The organism is Spirosoma sp. 48-14, assembly GCF_001898575.1.
Taxonomy (GTDB): domain Bacteria; phylum Bacteroidota; class Bacteroidia; order Cytophagales; family Spirosomataceae; genus Spirosoma.
Genome location: NZ_MKUD01000060.1, coordinates 13611 through 35345, shown reverse-complemented (window position 1 = coordinate 35345; position 21735 = coordinate 13611). Strand labels below are relative to the sequence as shown.

At 47.4% G+C, this 21735-nt stretch carries 16 protein-coding genes and 1 pseudogene; 8 read left to right on the top strand and 9 right to left on the bottom strand.

What is annotated here, in order from left to right; translation table 11 throughout:
* The 5 genes and pseudogenes from BGO59_RS27035 to BGO59_RS27015 form a co-directional block, all read left to right on the top strand.
* Positions 1-303: pseudogene (locus BGO59_RS27035) on the top strand (YncE family protein); the annotation flags it as partial.
* 27 nt (positions 304-330) lie between these two features.
* A complete protein-coding gene (locus BGO59_RS27030; RefSeq protein WP_293688908.1) occupies positions 331-1305 on the top strand; it encodes a metallophosphoesterase in 975 nt (324 codons plus the stop codon).
* A 28-nt stretch (positions 1306-1333) separates the two neighbouring features.
* The gene (locus BGO59_RS27025; RefSeq protein ID WP_293688906.1) at positions 1334-4090 is read left to right on the top strand and encodes a TonB-dependent receptor; all 2757 of its coding nucleotides are present in this window, start codon (positions 1334-1336) and stop codon (positions 4088-4090) included.
* A gap of 42 nt (positions 4091-4132) precedes the next feature.
* Complete coding sequence (locus BGO59_RS27020) at positions 4133-5566, top strand: hypothetical protein (protein WP_293688904.1); 1434 nt, start codon at positions 4133-4135, stop codon at positions 5564-5566.
* A gap of 9 nt (positions 5567-5575) precedes the next feature.
* Positions 5576-7009 carry a metallophosphoesterase gene (locus tag BGO59_RS27015; RefSeq protein WP_293688902.1) on the top strand — a complete coding sequence of 478 codons (1434 nt, stop codon included), beginning with the start codon at positions 5576-5578 and terminating at the stop codon, positions 7007-7009.
* Positions 7010-7245: 236 nt separating this feature from the next.
* On the opposite strand, the gene BGO59_RS27010 is transcribed toward BGO59_RS27015, so the two are convergent.
* The 5 genes from BGO59_RS27010 to BGO59_RS26990 all read right to left on the bottom strand — a co-directional run bounded on the left by BGO59_RS27010 (position 7246) and on the right by BGO59_RS26990 (position 14325).
* The gene (locus BGO59_RS27010; RefSeq protein ID WP_293688900.1) at positions 7246-8361 is read right to left on the bottom strand and encodes a permease prefix domain 1-containing protein; all 1116 of its coding nucleotides are present in this window, start codon (positions 8359-8361) and stop codon (positions 7246-7248) included.
* Positions 8334-8687 (bottom strand): PadR family transcriptional regulator, encoded by a 354-nt coding sequence (locus BGO59_RS27005; protein WP_293688898.1) that lies wholly within the window; start codon positions 8685-8687, stop codon positions 8334-8336. The genes BGO59_RS27010 and BGO59_RS27005 overlap by 28 nt, the downstream gene beginning before the upstream one ends.
* 95 nt (positions 8688-8782) lie before the next feature.
* The gene (locus BGO59_RS27000; protein ID WP_293688896.1) at positions 8783-9196 is read right to left on the bottom strand and encodes an EamA family transporter; all 414 of its coding nucleotides are present in this window, start codon (positions 9194-9196) and stop codon (positions 8783-8785) included.
* Between the two features lie 152 nt (positions 9197-9348).
* Positions 9349-11784: an ABC transporter permease gene (locus BGO59_RS26995; RefSeq protein ID WP_293688894.1), complete on the bottom strand. Its 2436-nt coding sequence runs from the start codon at positions 11782-11784 to the stop codon at positions 9349-9351.
* A 90-nt stretch (positions 11785-11874) separates the two neighbouring features.
* Positions 11875-14325 (bottom strand): TonB-dependent receptor, encoded by a 2451-nt coding sequence (locus tag BGO59_RS26990; protein ID WP_293688892.1) that lies wholly within the window; start codon positions 14323-14325, stop codon positions 11875-11877.
* 211 nt (positions 14326-14536) lie between these two features.
* Here BGO59_RS26990 and BGO59_RS26985 point away from each other — a divergent pair, with 211 nt between their 5' ends.
* A complete protein-coding gene (locus tag BGO59_RS26985) occupies positions 14537-15574 on the top strand; it encodes a sensor histidine kinase (protein ID WP_293688890.1) in 1038 nt (345 codons plus the stop codon).
* Between the two features lie 4 nt (positions 15575-15578).
* Positions 15579-16283, top strand: coding sequence for a LytTR family DNA-binding domain-containing protein (locus BGO59_RS26980; RefSeq protein WP_293688888.1), 705 nt, complete (start codon positions 15579-15581; stop codon positions 16281-16283).
* Between the two features lie 61 nt (positions 16284-16344).
* On the opposite strand, the gene BGO59_RS26975 is transcribed toward BGO59_RS26980, so the two are convergent.
* The gene (locus BGO59_RS26975; protein ID WP_293688886.1) at positions 16345-17049 is read right to left on the bottom strand and encodes a LytTR family DNA-binding domain-containing protein; all 705 of its coding nucleotides are present in this window, start codon (positions 17047-17049) and stop codon (positions 16345-16347) included.
* Positions 17018-18145, bottom strand: coding sequence for a sensor histidine kinase (locus BGO59_RS26970; RefSeq protein WP_293688884.1), 1128 nt, complete (start codon positions 18143-18145; stop codon positions 17018-17020). The genes BGO59_RS26975 and BGO59_RS26970 overlap by 32 nt, the downstream gene beginning before the upstream one ends.
* Positions 18146-18350: 205 nt before the next feature.
* Here BGO59_RS26970 and BGO59_RS26965 point away from each other — a divergent pair, with 205 nt between their 5' ends.
* Entirely contained in the window at positions 18351-19772 is a 1422-nt protein-coding gene (locus BGO59_RS26965; protein ID WP_293688882.1) for a S8 family peptidase, read from the top strand.
* A gap of 36 nt (positions 19773-19808) precedes the next feature.
* On the opposite strand, the gene BGO59_RS26960 is transcribed toward BGO59_RS26965, so the two are convergent.
* Positions 19809-20519, bottom strand: coding sequence for a LytTR family DNA-binding domain-containing protein (locus tag BGO59_RS26960; protein WP_293688880.1), 711 nt, complete (start codon positions 20517-20519; stop codon positions 19809-19811).
* Between the two features lie 12 nt (positions 20520-20531).
* Positions 20532-21566, bottom strand: coding sequence for a sensor histidine kinase (locus BGO59_RS26955; RefSeq protein WP_293688878.1), 1035 nt, complete (start codon positions 21564-21566; stop codon positions 20532-20534).
* Positions 21567-21735 lie beyond the last annotated feature (169 nt).

The following is a 21735-nucleotide window of genomic DNA, read 5'->3' as shown; positions in this document are numbered from 1 at the left end:
ACGGGAAAAATCGTTCAGTCATTGCCAATCGGTGGCGGTGTGGATGCGGTGGTTTACGAGAAAGAACTGAAGCTGATCATGACGTCCAATGGGGAAGGTAATGTCACGATTATCCATCAGGATTCTGCCGACACGTATTCGATTGTTCAGACGTTGACGACGAAACCGGGCCAGAAAACAATGGTTCACCGGGGGACAACGCACCGCATTTACCTGAGCGGAGCCGATTATCAGGCCGATGGCAAAACGCTCGTACCGGGCACATTCGGCGTGTACGTATATGGACCAACGGTAAAGCAGTAAGCAGTCGCGCAACTTAGCCAATTAGTCATGTTGTCTTTCTTGCATAAAGCCTTTTTGGGGGCTTGTCTGGCCACGCTTTGCCCATTCCTTAGTCAGGCGCAGTCGAATACGAATCAGGCACCGTTCAGTTTTGTAGCATTCGGCGATATGCCCTACAATTTGCCTGAAGACTACGGCCGTTTCGAGAATCTGATTCGGGACGTCAACAAACAGAATCAGGTTTTCAATGTACACGTGGGCGATATCAAGTCCAGCGAGACGGATTGTTCGGATGCGTATTTTCAGAAGATTCACGGCTATTTCAACCAGTTTGACAAGCCGCTGATTTACACCCCCGGCGACAATGAGTGGACTGATTGCAACAAGTACGCACCGGGTAAATATGATATCGACGAGCGACTGGCCAAAATCCGTAGACTGTTTTTCGACGGAAAAAACAGCCTTGGGAAAGCGAAACTTCCTATGGTCTCGCAGTCGAAAAATCCAGCGTTTGCCAAATACGTGGAGAACAACCGCTGGTACTACGGTAATGTCCAGTTCGGAACAGTCCACATCGTAGGCACCAACAACAACTTTTACCCCGATCCGAAGGGCAACAATGCCGAATTCTATGATCGCAATAAGGCGAACCTAGCCTGGATCGATGAGGTGTTCGATCAGGCGAAAACGAGCAACGCCATCGCTGTCGTGCTGTTCACGCAGGCCGATATGTACAATCCGGCAAAGGACGCTAAAGAAGCCAATGCGTTCACGGCCCTGAAAGACAAGCTGCTGGCTCGAATTGAGGAGTTTAAGAAACCAGTGCTACTGGTCAACGGCGATTCGCATGTGTTTCTGGTCGACAAACCGATCTACGTGAAAGGTGGCAAGAAGAAGGCGCTCGATAGATTCACGCGGCTGCAACTCTTCGGAGAAGATAATATCCATGCCGTGAAAGTGACGATCAATCCAGCCACGCTCGGACTGTTTCACATTGAGCCGCTTATAGTGCAGGGCAACTAATGAATACGAACGATTTGACACCATAGCTATGAAATTTACGCTTTACCTAGTACTGCTATTACTTGGATCACTCACCGTGCAAGCCGCTACGCTGAAAGGCTCCGTGATGGACGCTCGTACGGGCGAACCACTCATTGGAGCAACAGTGAGTCTGGCTAATACCAAATACGGCGGTACGGTTGGATTAGACGGTAACTATCACATCAAAGACGTTCCCGCTGGAACCTACACCTGTCGAGTGCAATACGTCAGTTACCAGAAAATGGAGAAAACGGTTGTTATAACGAGCGGGGTAGTTGTTCAAAACTTTTCCCTGGCGGAAAGCAGTCGCGACCTGGCCGAAGTGGTGGTGACGGCTTCCAGCGACCGGGAGAGTGAAAACAGCACCCGCAAAATTGAACAGAAAGCCGATAATGTCCTCAATATCATCGGTGCCAAAGCCATTTCGCTACTACCCGACGTGACGGTGGCGAATGTCTTGCAGCGTGTCTCGGGGGTATCGGTAGTCCGAAATGCGACGGGTGACGGTCAATTTGCCATCATCCGGGGCATGGATCGTCGGTATAACTATACGCTGGTCAATGGGATTAAAATTCCCAGCCCGGACAACAAGAACCGCTTCGTGCCGATGGATATTTTTCCGGCCGATCTACTGGAACGACTGGAGGTGGTCAAAGCCCTCACACCCAATATGGAAGGTGATGCCATTGGCGGTTCGATGAACATGATCATGCGCTCGGCACCGGATTATCTGGTGGTGAATGCAACCGTCTCGGGTGGATATAGCCAATTGTTCAGCAGTCGTCCATTTTCGGGCTTCAGCACGGCGGGCATGAATTTTCGCTCACCTTCTGAAGTGGCGGGCAGCAATCGGTATGCGGCTAAACCAAGTGATTTTTCCGTCCGAACAGCGCAGTACCAGGATGTGCCACTCCCCATCAATGGCCTGATGAGCCTCTCGATTGGCAATCGGTTACTGAACAAACGACTGGGTTTTCTAGTCGGCGGTTCCTATCAGCATACGTACCGGGGTAGTCAATCCTCGTTTCTACGGCTGTACGGCCAGCCTTCGCCCGACCCGGTTCCGAACACGCCCATCTTCGAATTTGTGGAGCAGCGTACCTATTCAAACGAGCAGGCTCGAACGGGCGTCAACCTCAAACTTGATTATGACCTGAATCGAACTGGAAATTCGTCGGCTAATAAATTAAGCCTGTACGGACTGTTCATGCAGTTGGATGACAAGCAACACCGCACGGTGCTAGGGAATCAACTAGTGCAAATCGGCGATGTGACCACCACTGATCGGTCGGTATTTCGGCGCCAGAACATCTATAACGTTACGCTCCAGGGCGACCATGCACTTATTCCCAAACTGAAACTGAACTGGTCGGCGGTGTATTCGCTGGCGAAAAGTCAAACACCAAGCTGGACTGATCTTTCGGTGACGAGCCGGACCAGCCAGGGAGCGGATGGAAAATCTACATCGACGCTGTACATCAACGACATGAGCTATATCTGGACGCGCAACAACGACCGCGATCTGGCTGGCTATGTAAATCTGACTTATAACCTATTCCCAACGTTTGATGTGTCGGTAGGGGGTATGTACCGGGATAAGGCTCGGGATAATTACTACAACGATTACTCCTTATCGACGGTGCTACCCGGTGGTGATCGGCAGGTATTTACCAGCGTCGACAAAGCCATTTTCTCGTTCCGTCCCGACTCATATGCGTATCCAGATAGTACGAACGCCAATAACTATTCGGCCAAGGAGCAGATCGCTGCTGGGTATATTCAGGGTAAGTTTAGCCGGGGTAACTGGCAGGTAGTCGGGGGCGTGCGGGCTGAAAACACGAACCAGTCGTATGTGTCGCAGTTGCCAGTCACCGCCACCGGCAAAACGGGGGCTATCAGTTATCTGGATTTCTTGCCCAGTCTGCACCTGAAATACCAGTTGTCGGCCCGTGAAAACCTGCGTTTTTCCTACTTCCGGGGTATTAGCCGACCCGGTTATTTTGAAATCGTACCCGCTTCGTTCCCCGGCGACTTTTTCACCGAATCGGGTAATTACAACCTCAAACATACGGTGGCTGATAACGTCGACCTGCGCTATGAATTCTTCCCAAGAGGGAATGAGCAAGTCCTGATCGGTGCCTTTGTCAAAAACATCCAGAATCCGATTGAATACGGGTTTAGCCAGTTGGCCCAGAACAACATTGTGTACCAGCCCATCAATTATGGTACGGCTGTCAACTACGGGGCGGAACTGGTGTTTGCCAAGTATTTCAGCAACTGGGGCGTGTCGGGCAATTACACCTATACAAAATCGAGTATCACCACCAGCAAGCGGGTGTATGGGCGGGATGCGTCTGGCAGTACTGTGGTAACCGACGTGCAACAAACCCGGCCACTCCAGGGCCAGTCAGATCATATTGCCAACTTGTCGTTGATGTATAAAAATCAGCAGATTGGTTTCGATGCCCAATTGGCCTGGGTCTATACCGGCAAGCGGATCAATATCGTATCGGCTTACAAAGATCTCGACTATTGGCAGCGGGGTACGTCGCAGGTGGATTTCTCGGCGGAAAAACGCTTCCACGGCGGTCGGTTGAGCGTATTTACCAAGCTCACCAATTTGCTGAACAATCCAATCATCGTCGATATACTACGCCCTAACACCCTAACCGGCTATCCCGATCAGGATCGCAGCGACCGGATTACGGTACAGAAAGATGTATTCCAGCAGAGCTATTTACTGGGCCTGCGCTACAAACACTAATTCCCAATCAATCAGTTACTTTTTATTTAACAATCAACTCGAATGAAACGTCAGATCCAACTGAGCTTCTTAGCCGTCGTGATGATGGGCAGCCTATTTACCGGCTTGCTAAGTTGCAGCAAATCCGAAAATGTGCAGGTCTCGGCTCCTCTCTACCAGGTAGGGCAGGCCGTAAGTACCAAAACACCGTTACAGGGATCGATCAAAGGAACGCTGAAAGCTGACTCGACCTACAATGTAACGGGCGATGTATTCATCAACGAAGGCGATACGCTACTGATTCAGCCGGGCGCTAAAGTCCTGTTCGATGGGAAGGGAGCCTGGTATTTTGTGGTGAAAGGCTCGCTACTTTCATTGGGCACCCAGGCGAAACCGATCTATTTCAGCGTTCCTAGTTCAGTAGCTGTCAAAAACGAAACGTTGGGTTCTGACCCTACCGCCGACCCCGCTTACAAAGGATATTGGGGTGGTATCGCGGGGGAAACCATGTTTAAAAACATTATCATCAAATGGACCCACCTGGATTTTGGGGGTGGTAAACTGGGCACTTCCCCCGTATCGTTTTTGGCTAACGGTGCTAATGCCTATACGCTTACGTCGAAAAATTCTGACGGCATTGTGGTTCTGGAAGATTCGTGGGTGTATGGGTCCATTGACGATCCGATGCGTCCGTTTGGTGGTAAGTGGAATGTTATGCGGAATACCTTCGAGAAGTGTGGTTTTACTGGGGGCGAAGCCTGGAACGTAAAAGGCGGTACCGTAGGTAACTTTGCCTACAACCTGGTCATCGGCATGGCCACCAATGGCCCAAAAGCGTCGAACGATGGACAGGCAACCAACCAGCCTCAGACCAATATCCTGATGTATAATAACACGCTGATCGCCAACGGTTACCGCCGATCAGCGGATGGTCGTGGCGGCTCGCTCAATTTTGAAAACGGCGCGAAAGGAGCGTATTACAATAACTTGATGGTCGATTGTAAGTATGGTCCACGGGTGGTTGGAGCTTCGGCTAGTTATTCAGGTAATGCCCTGGTTGTTGCCGATACGGCCAATATCAAATATGGCTATAACTACAACTACGTCGATTCACTGAAAATGGCGAACCAGATCTATCCGACGGGTTTTTATACCAAACCGCAGACGACCGATATTCCCGCACCATCATCGTTCTTACCTGCTGGCTACAAACCAGGAGCAGTTTATGATGGCTCGGCTGTCGTTCAGAAAAACAACCCGTTGTTCGTCAACTTCCCATTGCCTTACGTAGCCACTAAAAAAATAGCCGATGCCAGCTTTGTTGGGACGTGGAACTTCCGGTTGCAGTCTACATCACCTGCACTTGGCAAAGGAACGACCAGCTTTAGCCCATTGACAGTGGTGCCGGTTAGCGAGCGGTATGGCTCCACCGAAATCACGCCACCAAGTACGGATGTAGGTTGTTATCCAAGCAATGGAAAGGGCAATCTACACTAACTAAGCCTGATGAAACATACCCTCGTACTTCTGTTGCTGATCAGTCAGATGATTCTGACGCAAACTTGTTCAGCGCAGGACGAACCATTCATTGCGCGCCCCTATCTCCAGATCGGACGAACACCCTCACCCGAAACTCTTCAACTACTCTGGCATGCCCCAGAAACCAGTAACGACTGGACAGTTGAATACCAGGTGGATGCAAATGGTTCCTGGAAGAAAACGGCCATGCCTACCTCGATTCGAGTGGCCGTGGCTGGTATTGAACCGCACCGGGTTTTCCAGACAGCTTTAACTGGTCTGACGCCAGGCAACAAGTTCAACTACCGGGTGTTGAAAGCCGGGAAGGTCGTGTTTACGGCTGAAGGCCAAGCCTCGAAAAAGGCTGACCAGCCGTACCGATTTGTTGCGTTTGCCGATATTGGTGCAGAGACTTCAGCCCAGAAAAAACTGGCTTCTCGTGCCTATTTAGCGAAACCGGATTTCGTAGTCGTTCCGGGCGATATTGTGTATGAACGTGGCTTGATTTCCGAGTATCGTTCCCGCTTCTGGCCAATTTATAATGCTAATCAGGTCGATACGACAGGGGCACCGCTACTACGGTCGGTACCAATGATCGTGGCCCCCGGTAATCACGATACCGATACGCGTGATCTTGACAAATACCCTGATGCGCTGGCGTATTACTATTACTGGAACCAGCCCCTAAACGGGATAACGGGTACAGAAGGTGGCCCGCTTGTACCAACGATGACGGCTTCGGCTGAGAATCGTAAAGCATTTACCGATGCGGCCGGAGAGGCTTATCTGAAAATGTCGAATTATTCGTTCGATTATGGCAACGCTCATTGGACGGTGATCGACTCGAATCCTTACGTTGATTTCACCGATAAAGCGTTGCAGGATTGGATTGCTGCTGATTTAGCCAGCGCTAAAGAAGCTACCTGGCGATTTGTGATGTTCCACCACCCCGGTTTCAACTCGGCGCGGGAGCATTACGAGCAGCAACATACCCGGCTTCTGTCACCAATCTTTGAAGCGGGTAAGGTCGATGTGGTCTTCACGGGGCACGTACATAACTACCAGCGTTCTTTTCCGCTGACGTTTGTTCCTGATAAAAAAGGCGTTCTGTTAGTGTCGAGCATGGGAGCTAAGATGGCTCGCGGACGGGTAGTCAACGGCCAATGGAAACTCGACAAATCCTTTAACGGGAAAACCAACACCAATCCCAGGGGCATCATTTACCTGGTGACGGGTGCAGGTGGTCAAACGCTGTATAATCCCGAGCAGAATAACGACCCCGACTCGTGGCAGCGATTTACGGATAAGTTTTTTTCGAACGTACACTCACTCACCGTCGCTGATGTAGACGGAAAAAACCTGACGATTCGTCAGATTGATGTGAACGGAAAAGAACTCGACTCGTTCAAGGTAACCAAGTAATTTTCGGCTTCATCAAGGTGGTTTCAGGCGACACAATTTGCCGCCTGAAACCACCTGTTTTTTATGTAAAGAGATAGAGTTCTGAAGTCCTTTTTACATTAATACTCTGCATTCATCCCAGTATGTATGGCCTTCGTCACTAATCGGTTAAACTACACAACAGAACCAATGGGTGGTCGTAATTCTGTAAATCTGTTTATGGTGGCTATCCTGAATGCATTAATAATCCAGTTCTATTAAACAATTGCTCGGCTACGATTTCTCAATACACCTAACCACATACCCGTTAGCGCACCAACAATAGCTGACACAAAAAACTTGATTGGAAACCAATCCAATAGAAGATAGGAAGGCCTTTCTTCAGAAACTACAGCAGTGCCAACCGCTAGTACATACCATAGAAAAAGGGGAGCCATACAAATGAGTAGGCGCTTAATGGCATTATAACGGGGCGAATCAGCTAGTGCAAAACTACTTAACAGACAACAGACGCCAGCACTTATATAGAAGCGGGCAATGCCATCTTCGGGGGCCATTATGCGCATGCCCATTATACTTAGACCTAAACAACAGGTAAACACGCACAAACCGGCTATAACAAGCCAGCCTACCGGTGCTTTCTCTAACCACACCAATAAGCGTTGGTTGGTTGCATAAGGGAGTACTACTTGTAGAAACATTAACAGCCAGGTCAGATAAAATCCTAACCAACAAATGTGGTGAATATGGTTGAACTGCTGATTGATCCACTGTTTTTGAATGGATATCGCTACTAAATCGGCAAATCTATGCTCAGCGAAGTAGGCACCTAAGGCTGCTAATCCCACTAGACTTCCTAACGTCACTGTTAACCCAATAGGGCGCTGTTTAAGCTGATGGAAAAACCATTGACCTACTCGATGGTTCTGCCTGATCAACCGCATGCCTCCCAGTTGCAGACCGACTAACGTTGCCAGGCATACGCTAACATCAAGCAATAAGGTGATTCGTGTATCACCAAAGTAGCTGGCAAACCAAACAGCCCCGTACCCTGTGATTGTTTCACTTAGATTCCTGCTAAAAATAAAGCAGAGGGCTCCGAGTAAAAGGAGTACGGGTTCCCGTTGTTGAGGGACTGGACGACTTAGTTTCGTAAACTCCTGATCAAGGAGATCGATTGACCCCAATCGCTGACTGGCAATCAGGAAAGCTTCCTGCTGGCTCAGATCTTTGGCTTGTAAAGCGTCAATACTATCCAGCAAATGGCTTGTTAATTCCTGAAGCTCATCGTTGGTGAAACTGCCGGATTGCTCAAATTGGCTGGTCCAGGTTTGAATGGCTGTTGTTAGGTCAAACTGGGATTGGGAGTCCATAAGTGTTGGAGAAGTTGGTTAACAAGGTTCCAATGTGTACGTTCAGCAGCCAGCGTTTCCCGGCCCTGCTCTTTCAGACGATAATACTTACGGTGGCGATCATTTTGTGCCGTTTGCCAAAACGATTCGACTAAGCCCCGCTGCTCAAGCTTACGAAGCACAGGATATAGTGTGCCTTCGGCCAGGTCAAGTTTCCCGCCGGAGAGTTCACGTACCTGTCGAATAATTTCGTAGCCATAATTTTCCTGTTGGGTCAGGATTGATAGCACAAGTGGCACCATAGCTGCCGCAACAAGCTCTTTGTTTGGGTTTTCCTGAATTGCCATACCTCGATGTACAATGTATGGCAAATATACATAGAAGTTCTATGCTTAAATGTTTTTTTATGGAGAAATTTCTGCGATTCTTTCAACGAATTATCTCAAAGAATCAACACCAGCGTTCCTCCGATAATCAGGAGTGCGCCAAGAGCCGCTTTCCATGTCAGCACTTCGCCCAGAAACACAACTGACAGAATAATGGCGATGGCCACACTCAGCTTATCGACCGGAGCTACCTGCGAAACCTTCCCGAGTTGAAGCGCTTTAAAATAAAAAATCCAGGAAAACCCTGTTGCCAGCCCTGAACAAATCAGAAACAGCCAGTTCTGGCGACTAAGTGAAGGCAACGTATCAATGCCACCCCGCCAGAATACCAATCCCCAGGCTACAAACAAAATGACGACGGTTCGAATAGCCGTAGCCAGATCGGTATTGACGCCTTTAATGCCGATTTTAGCCAGAATGGCCGTCAGGGCGGCAAACAAGGCTGAGAGTAAGGCATAAATCCACCACATAACTAGATTAGAACGGTTGACTTTAGCAAAAGAATCCCTAGAATCTGAAGCATTTTTGAAGTTAGGATTGATTCTTCCCACTCCGTAGTAGGTTTTAATGGTCATCAGGTTGAGATTCTGCTAATGATCACCCACCGTCCTAACTAGCGTATTTATTCGTACCGCAAAGCCCTTACCGGATTCGTACGCGCCAACCGAACGGCATGATAACCTGTGGTCAGAGCGGCAATGAAAAAGGCGACCCCTCCGGCCAGCACAAACTCCTCTAAGCCAATAGCAACATGGTAGGCAAAGTCCTGCAACCAGTGGTTCATGATAAACCAAGCCAGCGGACTCGCCAGCAGAATAGCAAGCCCGACCAATAGCAGAAGTTCCCTCGATAGCAGGTAAATTAAACCAGGCTCTTTAGCACCCATCACTTTGCGAACACCCACTTCTTTGGTTCGTTGTGAAGTGGCTAGCGAAGCTAATCCGTATAAGCCCAGACAGGCCACTAAAATCGTAAGCAGGCTAAAATAAGTAAAAATCGTTGCCAGACGACGCTCCCGCTGGTACTGCTTCTCAAACGTAGCGTCCAGAAAGGTAAAATCGAAGGCATGATTCGGGACGATCTTTCGCCATTGACTTTCGACCAGGCTGATTTGATCGGGTAACTGGCCAACGGATAACCGCACGAGCATTTTTTCGGCGAATTGCCCCGCATTATTCTGCAACACCATCGGCTCGATGAGCTTCTGGGGAGACTGAAAATGGAAATCTTTAACCACGCCCACCACCCGGCCACGCCATGTTTCCTGGCCAATGGGTCCCTGGCTGAGGCTCTTCCCGATAGCTGCTTCTGGTCCGGGTCCCCAAGCCATCTTCTTTGCCAGGGCTTCGTTGACTAGCACTTCATGGATATCTCCACCCTTCTCTTTATTAGGTGTTGAAGTGGTAAAGTTTCGACCAGCAACCAGGGGAATGCCTAAGACAATCAGGTAGTTTTCGTCTATGTCAATGGAGCGTTGAGGGAGCGGTAGCATTTTTCCATCCTTTTCCAGGTTGAACGCCGACAGATTCATATCCTGACTAGGCAGGGAATTGGAGCCAATGAGTGCTACCCCGCGTAGATAAGCGAAACCAGAAAGGGCTTTTTTGAGCGTGGATATGGCTCCGCTGGCTGCGGCTTGGGGAATGTCAACCACCAGCACCTGTTCTCGTTGAAAGCCTAGATTCTTATGCTGTAGATAGCGTAACTGCTTGTAGACAATCAACGTACCAATAATGATGGCGACCGAAATGGTGAACTGGAGCACCATCAGTCCTTGCCCTACCGACGCTTTCGCTGATTTTCCACCCAGGCGAAGTTTGCCTTTCAGCGCTTTGACCGGCTCAACCGAAGCCAGGTAAAAGGCCGGATAACTACCAGCCAGAACGCCCATGATGACAAAAATAGCCCCCAATGAGCCTGCCATTGGCCAAGTCAATAGTGAAACCAGTGTGAAATGCGTATCGGCTAATTCGTTATAGATAGGTAGCAGCAAGATCACCAATAGCAGAGAGAGCAATAGGGCTACTCCGGTCAGCAGGAACGATTCGCCTAGAAAGTGAACTAGTAACTGGAAGCGACCCGCTCCAATCGCTTTACGAATACCTACTTCCCGGCTTCGTCCAGCCGATTGGGCAAAAGAAAGGTTGATGTAATTAATTGAAGCGATGAGCAGCAGGAATCCAGCTACCAGGGAGAATACGAGCAAATAGGACCGATTCGCCTTTGGGGTGTCGAACAGTTTTGGTTCACCCAAGTGGATGTCCCTTAGATTTTCCAGCGCGAAGTCAATGTGTCCTCCTCTTTTGGCAAAGTCAGGCTGTATCTTTTGGGCAATCTGAGCCAGTTTTTGAGGAAAGCTTTCTCCACTGGCTGCTTGCTTAAACAAGACATAGGTGATGCACCACGCTTGTTTCTCTAATTTCCCGGCCTCTTGGGAAAGCAGTATCTGGAACGGCATGTCCGTATTTGGCGGTAGATCGCGCAGAACGCCGGTAATCTGATAGGTGTTTCCGCCCGATTGCAACACTTCACCGAGTACGCCTTTGCCTGCTTGCCAGCCCGGACCAAAAAACTTCCGGGCTACACTTTCCGTAATGACCATTGATCCAGGCCGGACCAGGGCGGTTTGCGGATCACCGGCCAGCAAGGGATAGGTAAATACCTGGAAAAAGGCCGGATCGTAGACAGTATATATCTGGTCGAGGCTTACGAATCGTGGCACTTTTGACGCTACCTCAAACGACGTTTTACCCAGGTTGGCTTGTAGGCGGATTATCTTTTCTACCTCGGGGTAGTCCGTCTGCACTTGTTGACCGATAAAATTCGGTGTCCAGACGGTGTGATTTTCCTTGCCACCATCCACGGTCAAGCGGGTGGTTAGCCGGAAAATGCGGTTCGCGTTTTGGTGGTAACTGTCGTAGCTCAGTTCCTGCTGAACGTAGAGGATAATCAGAATACAACTAGCCATACTGACCACTAATCCGAGCAGATTAATCGATGAGGATAGCCTATGACGCTTTAGATTGCGCCAGGCACTTCGAAAATAATTGTCGAGCATACGATGCCTATTAAATGAAGGGTTGCTTAGGTATTTTTAGATGCAATTCCTTCACGTATTCCATAAATCGGCCCGTATTCACACTTGATCTTAATTCGTTCGCATCTTCTCGTCTTCGGCGCTGCCAACCGTATTTCGTTTTCGAGCGTTTGCCTCCTTGCCAAATCGGTACAGGAAGGAGATTCCCACCCGGCGCGTATCACTCTGACGGGAGTAGAATGCCGAAACCTGATTCAAGGCTACGGTTTGGCCATGCATCACCATCGTGTAGAAAATGTCATTGACCGTTAAACGCATCGTTGCCTGCCCCTGAAGCATCGTTTTCTGAAGCCCTACATTTATGGTATAAATCGACTCACTTTTGGACTGAGCAAAGAATTGACGACCTGGGAAAAAGCCAGTCAGTTCGGCATTCCAGGTTTTGCCCAGTTTAAACTGATTGACCGTTTCAATCTCGTGAAGGTTCGAGGGCTGATCAATCGAGACGCCATCAGCCTGCCCCTGGTTTCGAATCGATAACAGGACCGCGCTGAGGTTAAGCGTCCACCAGTTCGTGGGCGACACCGATACGTTGGGAATAATACCCATAAAGCGGCTCTGAGAAAAGTTTTGGTAGCGGGTAATAAGCTGATCCCCTATAGCTTTCGTGATTGGTTCAATCCCATCTTTATTCCAACTGTAGGAGAAGGTGAGCCCGAGATGTTGCTTGTAGGTGTAGCGAAGTTCAATGGATTGCCCCAGGCCAGGAATTAGGTTCGGATTGCCACCGAAATAAGAATAACGATCCCGGTAAAACAGAAACGGGTTGAGTTGCTGGTAGCCAGGCCGCCGAATCCGCTTACTATAGCTCATTACGAGCGTGTTATCTCCGCTCTTGTCCAGTTTATAAGATAGATACAGTGACGGGAATAGCCAGGTGTAGTGTCGACGGAACGTGGTATCCACCGAAGCTGGATTGGCCAGTTGATGCCCTTTCGACTGGGTATTCTCCAGGCGCAAGCCCGTTTGAATAGCCCAGCGTGACCAATATTTTTTCAGGTTTACATAGGCCGCATTGATCGTTTCCCTGTATTGAAAATGATTGCTTTTTCCGTAATCCTGCTTCATACCATCACCGGTCTGGTTGAACCAACCTGATTCAGTATCATTCATCACCAAACTTGTTTTCAGGCCCGCGCTAAACTCGGCTTTGCCCACCATCGGCTGCGTATAATCGAGTTTACCGGCAATAATTTGAACCGAGGAAGGAATGATAAAGGCCCGATCCTGTGAGCTGGTTAACTGCCCGGTAGGCAAATAGGTATTGATGGGTGCTAGCTGGGCCGTATTGGCCTTGTACTGTAAAACGTCCAGATCCGCTGTCAGTTGTTTCCCCGTGCTATCGAATTTATGGGATAGATTCAAATTGATCCCGGAATTAGTGGATTGGTAGCGACCATCCGTATATCCCCTGACGACCGAATCCAGTTGCGTCAAACTAGTGTATTGGTTACTGGTATAATCGAGTCGGTCAGTTCTTGGGCGTGTTGAACCCGTAACCTGGATGCCGAGGGTAGTTTTGGGCGACACAAAATAATCCATGCCGATCCGGCCATTCCAGCCATTGGATACATAGCTTGACCGGCTGGTCTGCTGGATGGTAGACTGCAATAACCCCGCATCCGTATAAAAATAGCGGCTATAGGTCTCGTCGCTGAAGTTTTGGTCCAGTGTATAGCTGCTGTTGGTAAATAGGTTAACCCGTTTCGTTCGATAATTCAACAGGAGCGAATGGTTTTGCCGACCGTATACGCCCTGGTTATAACCCAGATTGACACTGCCGTTAAAACCGGCTGCTCGATTCTTTTTCAATACGATATTGATAATTGCTCCTCCAGCGGCATCATACCGGGCCGGTGGATTACTGATCAATTCGACCTTGTCCAGTAAGCCGCCCGGTAAGGATCGTAAGTACGAGGCCAGGTCCTGAGCTGATAGATAGGTGGGCTTATCATCGATGAGCACCAGCACATTCCGTTTTCCATTCAAACTAATATCATCATTGGCGCCCACCATCACACCTGGACTTTTAGCTAACACATCAAGCGCATGGCTACCCGCTGCGGTCAGCATCGCATCAACGTTGACAATGGTTCGATCTAATTTTTGTTCGATCAACGGCTTTTTGGCCGTGACGACGACCTCATTTAGTGTCTTTGGCGTTGAAGACTGTAAGATGATAACGGGCAAACGTAAAACAGTCTGGCTTTCGGTGATGGAAAGAAGGCCACTGTTGTAGGGCAGAAAACCAACATAAGAGCAACTCAGCACATAGTCGCCTTGAGGCAGGTTTTTAAAATCAAAAGCACCATCCGCATCGGAAAGACTTGCTTTTTTACGGGTAGAATCTGCTCTTTGCTGAAGGATGAGGGTAGCACCGGGGAGGGCTTTATTTTGAGCATCCCGGATCAGACCACTGATTTTTCCATTAGTGACCTGGGCTTTACCAAGGAAAGGACGCGTTGCCAAAAGTATCAGCAACACAAACGAATAACGATTCATGGGACAGTCGTGTTTGTGAAGAATCAGGCCCAAACGTCTATTCTCTTTAGAATACGCCCAAGTTTAGGGGATGGATAGGGTGAAAGGGGATGTAGACGGTTCGTTCGGGTGGATGAGCCATTCCAACCCCGATTAGTAGTATTCCGTCCCCCGGGTAGAGGCAATGGTCACCCGAACTTTGTCGGCAATCAGATTCATCGATCTTTGACCCATGAAAACTGTTCAGCAGATCCTGAGCGGCAAGAAGCTAACCGTTCACCTGATTTTCTCACTCTCCGTTCTGGCCGGTTTGGGAATGGGGGTGTATCTGATGCATTGGCAGGGATATCGGTTCGAGAATCTCTGGTCTACAACCATCGACTGTTTATTCTTCCTGCTCTGCATCTATACGGGGCGCTGGCTGTTTGGTCGGTGGTATCTGCGCCAGCAGTTCGCTCCGTTCATAGGCTACGCCCTGCTATCGAGTTTAGGGATACTGGTTCTTAAGTGGCTAGCAGTCCGGTATGTTTTTCAGCATCCCTTCGCCGAACTTTGGGAGTTGGGAATCTCCATCATGCCTTTTTTTCTGATAGGCCTCATTATAGGCATGTTACTAAAACTAATCCGGGCGACCCTCCAAAAGGAATTACAAGAGGCTCATATTAAGGCTGAGCAAAAGCAGAGTGAATTCAAGGTATTACAAGCCCAGTTAAGCCCGCATTTTTTGTTCAATGTACTGAATAATCTGTACGGCATTTCGATTGAGGAGCATGAACGGATACCCGCTTTACTGTTGAAGCTGTCGAACCTCTTACGGTATTCGGTGTACAGTGCCAAAAAGCCATTTGTACCTCTGGCTGAGGAGCTGGCTTATATTCAAAACTACGTTGATTTTGAACAAATTCGGATCAGTGATCGGCTCCTTCTGAAAATGGATATAGCACCCGTTGTCGGGCACACAATTAAAATCGCTCCGCTGGTATTGATCGTTTTTGTGGAAAATGCGTTTAAACATGCCAAAAACACGCTAGTGCCACAGATTCAGATTTCGATTTCCTTAAAAGTTTCCGATAATTTTATCTGTTTTGCAGTGAGCAATTCGTATCAGTCTGAAAATCAAAGTGATCAATTACTGAACGAAGAATCAGGGGTTGGACTAGCCAATACGCTTAGACGGCTGGACCTAGTGTATGGAACAGATTATGAGTTGAAGCAAGAGGCCGCCAATGACGTCTATACCGTAGAGCTTCGGGTAAAAATAAAATCGTAACGCCATGATCAAATGCCTGATCGTCGATGATGAGCCGGTCGCCCGAACGATCATCCGAACCTATTGTAACCACCTTCCAGAACTACACATCGTTGCCGAATGCGGTCAGGCACTGGAAGCCAAAACGATTTTAGCAAACCAGTCAATTGACCTGATCTTTCTGGACATTCACATGCCGGTACTCACCGGTATTAGCTTTCTAAACACGGTAAAACAGCCGCTCCAAGTAATCTTTACAACAGCTTATGAAGAGTATGCTATAACCGCCTTTGAGTTAGCTGCCTGCGATTATTTACTTAAGCCTTTTTCGCTGGAGCGATTTATTGTGGCAGTAGACAAAGCAAAAGAAAAGCTACAAGGGCGACCAAAGTCGGTTGACGAACTGGGTTCGCAGGCCCAGCCAGCGTATTTTTTTATCAAAGCTGAAAGTAAAATTTACCGGATAGGGTATAAAGACTGTCTTTACCTTGAAGCCCAGGGCAACTATACAAAAGTAGTAACGGTCAACGCCACTTTTTTACCTAAAATGGCCTTTTCTGCTTTGATCGCCTTATTACCCGGTGATTTATTTATCCGGGTGCATCGATCCTTTTTGATCAATAAATCAATGATCCATCACATTGACGGAAATCGGGTTTTTATTCAAGATAAGGAAATCCCTATTGCCGAAACGTATCGAGATTCATTTCTAAGTAAGTTGGGGCTGTGATAATATAATTTGTTTGATGTTTCTTCTCAAAGTAGTTTTCCCTTGGTATGCCAATTGGCAACTAGGATATTTTATTAAGTAGCTTAAATAAATAAGCTTTATAGCTTTCACCAATGGGAAGCTCAAAGGCGTCAACTTCAATATCGGTTGCCGTAAAGGCGGTTATGTTTTTAAGATTTACGATATACGAGCGGTGGATACGCAAAAAACCTTTTGCCGTCAGTTCGTTTTCCAGATCACTAATTTTGTATTTAGCGATAATCTCTTTTTCCCTCGTCTGAATTTTAATGTAATCTTTTAGGCTTTCAATGTAGAGTATATCGACCGTGTTTATTTTCATGTATTTATGAGCTGATTTTATGAAAATAAAAGGCATAACATCTTCGGTTGACGGAGCCGTAAGCTGGCTGGTTGATCGAAAATAGCGCTCAATGGCTTTAAAGAATCGATCGAACGTTATAGGCTTTAGTAAATAATCAATAATGTCTAATTCATAGCCCTCCAGAGCATATTCGCGGTAAGCAGTCGTCAGTATCGTTTTAGGGGGATGGCGCAACGTCTTTAGAAAATCAACGCCACTGATGGCTGGTAACCGAATATCGAGAAACATCAAATCAATGGTTTGTCGGTTTAAATGCTCAAGTGCATTGACGGCATTGGAACAGGTCCCTGCCACTTCCATGAAATCCAGTTGGCTGAGATGCTTTTGGAGCAGCGCTAGGGCTAAGGGTTCATCATCGACTAGCAGACACCGAATCTTTTTCATGGCTAAGCGCTTGCATATTTTGATCGATCTGCAAAGTAACCCCAAACATCGTATTGGTTTGCTTGATGTGCAACTGATAGGCTCTTCCGTAGAGTAGCTCTAATTGTTGGTTTAAGTTAGCCAGACCAATTTTAGCCCTTTCCTGATCCGAACTAGTAACCTGGATTGGCGCCACAGAATTAACCGCACTAAAAACGAACAAGCCATTAGCCACCTGTAAATCAATCGTAATTACCGGGCTTCCCAGATCATTGCTGGCACCATGCTTAAACGCATTTTCGACAATGGTTAACAGAACTAAGGGGGCTATGTCAGTGGATTGATCTACTGAAGCCGTGAAGGTCACCTGAAGCCGTTCATCGTACCGTAATTTTTCCAGTTCAATATAATCCCTCAATACCTTAATCTCGCTGTCAAGTGGAACGTATGGATTCGTACATCGATATAAAATGTAATCCAATATGTCAGCTAAACGAGCAATAGAATCGGAGGTTGCCGGGGAGTTTAGCAGGGATAAGGTATAAATATTATTGAGCGTATTAAATAAAAAATGGGGGTTTAACTGCGCTTTTAGCAGCATTAATTCGGTTTCTGTTTTCTGCTTTTCTAACAGCAGCGTCCGCTTCTGGGTAGTATACTGACGGATTAAAAGATGAACAAATAAAAAAACGACGGCCAGGGAAAGGTTTTGAAAAAAATAGATATAAAATAGCTTGGGCAGGTTCGTCAAAATTTCGCCAAGTGTTTCCGTACTATTGGGAGGAATACCCACCATAGGCTCCCGTACATAGATGTAAATGAGTCGGGAAAGTGCGCAGAGGATGTATAGGCCAAGGAGAAAATAAACGACTACCCGAAGATACTGCCTGCTTGTTAAAATACGGGGAATTATAAAATAGGCTAAGAAATACGCTGTGGGTATTTGGGTGATGAGCGTTAAGCTATAATAAGAAAATGTCGTGAGCGGAATCCAGTGTTCATGAGACTGATAGCTATCGGTTAGCGTAGCGACTAGTAGTACACTCAGCCAGAAAAGGATATGACTGACGATCCGATGCGTTTTATGAAATAGAATTAGTTGCTCGAGCAGGCTCATCGTATGAGCAAGTTTACAACTTTTCGTTTTTCTGTGTAGAAAAAGTCGACCAATAGACCAAAGTACCCCCTGAAACCTGGATTTTATATCCTTTACTTAGTTTTAACCCATGCCTTCACCCGTCTGATCGGTGAAATCAGGTATATGTCGATGGCTTCATTTTCGGCTTCTGCAGAATGATCAGTTTTGATAAACGATCAAAACCATGAAGCCATTAATTTCTTATGGGTTGTACCTAGCCCTGATCCTGGTAACAGAAGGTAAAGCAATACAGGCTCAGACCATCCAACGAGGTAACAGCCGATCAAGCCGGCACTATCCGAATGACTGGTATATGCGTGACCTGGCTGATGATTCGATTCCGGGTATTAGTCTTTATAAAGCCTATCAACTTCTGGCGGGTAGGAAGTCTCAGCCTGTCATAGTCGCCGTGATTGACAATGGTGTGGATATTACGCATGAAGATTTGAAACAGGTAATCTGGACCAATACAGTTGAAATTCCGGGCAATGGGAAGGATGATGATCACAACGGATATATAGATGATATCCACGGTTGGAATTTTAGGGGGGCTAAAGATGGGAGTACAGTAGAGCATGAACAGGCGGAAATAACCCATATTTATTCACTCTGGAAAACCAAATATGATCAGGTTGATTCCAGTCTACTACGGGCTGATCAGAAACGAGAATGGCGTATATATCAGAAAGCAAAAGCAGCCTATTTAGAGGCCATTAAGGGCCGAACGGATACGGCCAATCTGGCTTACACCTATAATCTTCAGTACAACTCAAGTTTGCGAATAGGGGATGACCCAGGTAATCTGACTCAGAAACATTATGGTAGTCCGCTATTTAACCTAACACCCAATCTAACGCATGGTACGCACGTTGCGGGTATAATTGCAGCCCAACGCAATAACCAGATTGGCATTAGGGGAATTACTGATAACGTGTTGATTATGCCCATCCTGGCGACTACGGGCCGGGGAGATGAGCGGGATAAGGATGTAGCAAATGCTATTCGGTACGCCGTCAGAAATGGGGCTAAGGTGATTAACTTAAGTTTTTCAAAACCCTTTTCACCCTTCAAACAAGTGGTCGATGTTGCTATTCAATATGCGGAAACACATGGCGTGCTGATTTTTCATGCGGCAGGCAATGATGGCAGTAATAATGACACGGCCAATCATTATCCGATTGCCCAGTACAACAATGGTCAGAAGGCTAGTAATTTTATTACGGTGGGTTGGACAAAACCGTTCTATGATGAACGACTGGTGGCATACTATTCAAATTATGGTGCGCATACGGTCGATTTATTTGCTCCAGGAAGTGATATCGTATCGACGCTGCCGGGAAATCAATACGGCGAAAAATCGGGGACAAGCATGGCGACTCCCGTAGTAAGCGGTGTGGCCGCTTTACTCTGGTCGTATTTCCCTTCGCTAACGTCTGCTCAGATTAAAGACATTTTACTGACATCAACCAGTAAACCTAATTTGGAAGTGAATCAACCTGGGTCAAAGCAGAAAGTACCCTTCAGTACATTATCCATAACCGGCGGGATTGTAAATGCTTATAGTGCGGTTAAGATGGCCTTGGCCTTAGAAAAAGCAGCCAAATGAACTATCAAAAAAGCTCTCTGTTAGGAGCAGAATGCCTTAACCAATTCGTTTCATTAATTCGTCCCGGTATAACTCGCCAATGGGAAGTTGCACCTGACCGATGCGGATTCGGTTACGTTCGAGGCTATCGATTCGACTTACCGCGACAATGTAGGATCGGTGGACTCGAACAAACTGACGGGCAGGTAATTTTTCCAGCAGCTTACTTAAGGACAAAAGCGTCATTAGCCAGGTTTGGCTGGTGTGAATGCGTACGTAGTCTTTCATCCCCTCCAGATAAATAATGTCCTTCACATCGATTCGAACAGTTTTGTATTCCGTTTTGATAAAGATGTATTCCGGCTCATCCACCGACGCTGTTTCGATGGCCTTATCGGCTACAGGCTCAGCATTTTGCAGGCGGTTGCTTACCCGCTGAACGGCTTTGACAAAGCGGTCAAATGGAATCGGCTTAATCAGGTAATCGACAACATCCAGTTCGAAGCCTTCCAAAGCATATTGCGGATACGCCGTTGTCAGAATCACAGCGGGTGGGTCTTTTAGGGTACGCAAAAGTTGTAGCCCCGTTAAGTCCGGCATGTTGATATCTAAAAACATCAGATCGATAGGGGTTTGCGTCAATAATTGGAGCGCACTCAAGGCACTTTGGCAGGTTCGTATCAACTCCAGGTCCGGTAATTTTTCAACATAGTTCTCGATGACTTCCAGCGCTAGCACTTCATCGTCGACGGCAATGCATCGGATCATACGTTTCTAAGATTACCAGTTAAACGTTAACGATACGTGAAAAAAACCATTTTGCGAGGTACAGACTAATTCGTGCCGGGACGGATACAATAAAGCAAGCCGTCGGCGTAAATTGGTCAAACCGATACCGCCTACCGAATCAGTAAGGGAAGGATCGCGCATGCGGTTTCGGGTCTGAAAATGCAACATGTGATCGGTCACTACTAACTCAATGTCCATCGGCAATCGGCCATGCTTAAACATATTTTCGACCAGGAGCAGCAGGAGAAATGGCGCAAGCTGGGTGGTTTCTATGGGCCCTCTTGACGCCTTTAAAACGGCCTTCGGGGCTGATAAGCGCAGCTCCTGTAAATCGATATAGTGCTGAATAGCCTCCAGTTCTTTTGTTAAGGGGACTCGTTCATCAGTTGTTTCATACAGTAAATACCGCATCAACTGCGAGAGTTTCATAATCACCTCAGGTGTTTGAGGGGACTGCTTTAAGGCGAGAGCATACAGGCTATTGAGTGTATTCAGCAAGAAATGCGGATTGAGTTGCGCTTTTAGAAAGGCCAGTTCGATTTGGAGGTTATCTTTTTCGCGCTCTGTCTGTTGCTGTCTGTTAGTAATCCAATCAATACCAAGCCGACTGAACAGGGCTAAGCCCGTCACGATTACTAAGCCTAACAGTCGGGCTGGTGTTCGTTTTTGGAACGTGAGGGGAGCAGCCTGAAATTCAGTACTTGACGTTTGGTGACTCATCCAATTGTAAAAAAGCACCGTTAGGGCCGACAGTCCAACCAGCAGTAGTAAGGTAACTAACCAAAAGGGAATAAATTTTTGCCTGGCCAGCAACTGGGGGACTGTGTAGAGGTAAGCTGCGTAGAAAGCAATAGCCTGGCTTAGCAGGTAACAGCCGTGATACGCGACAAAAAAAGGAAAACTCACCCGTGGTATGACGACATAGAGAACCATACTGACGTAGAACAACCAACCCAGGCCATGTAGCATCGGCAGGCCATAGTGCAGTAGTCCTTTGAAACGGTCGTTTGGAAAAAGAATAGCCATTTGAGTACGAGTTTAGTAATTCTCTTTTAAGGTCGGATACGTTTACCCTTGACCGTTACTTTTTATCGCTTAACTGGCTTTTTTTATCGACGAACTTTTTAAACGAGGCAGATTGGGAGTTGGTCGATGCGTTTTACCTATTGGCCAAATTCCTTTTTTCATCTGGAAA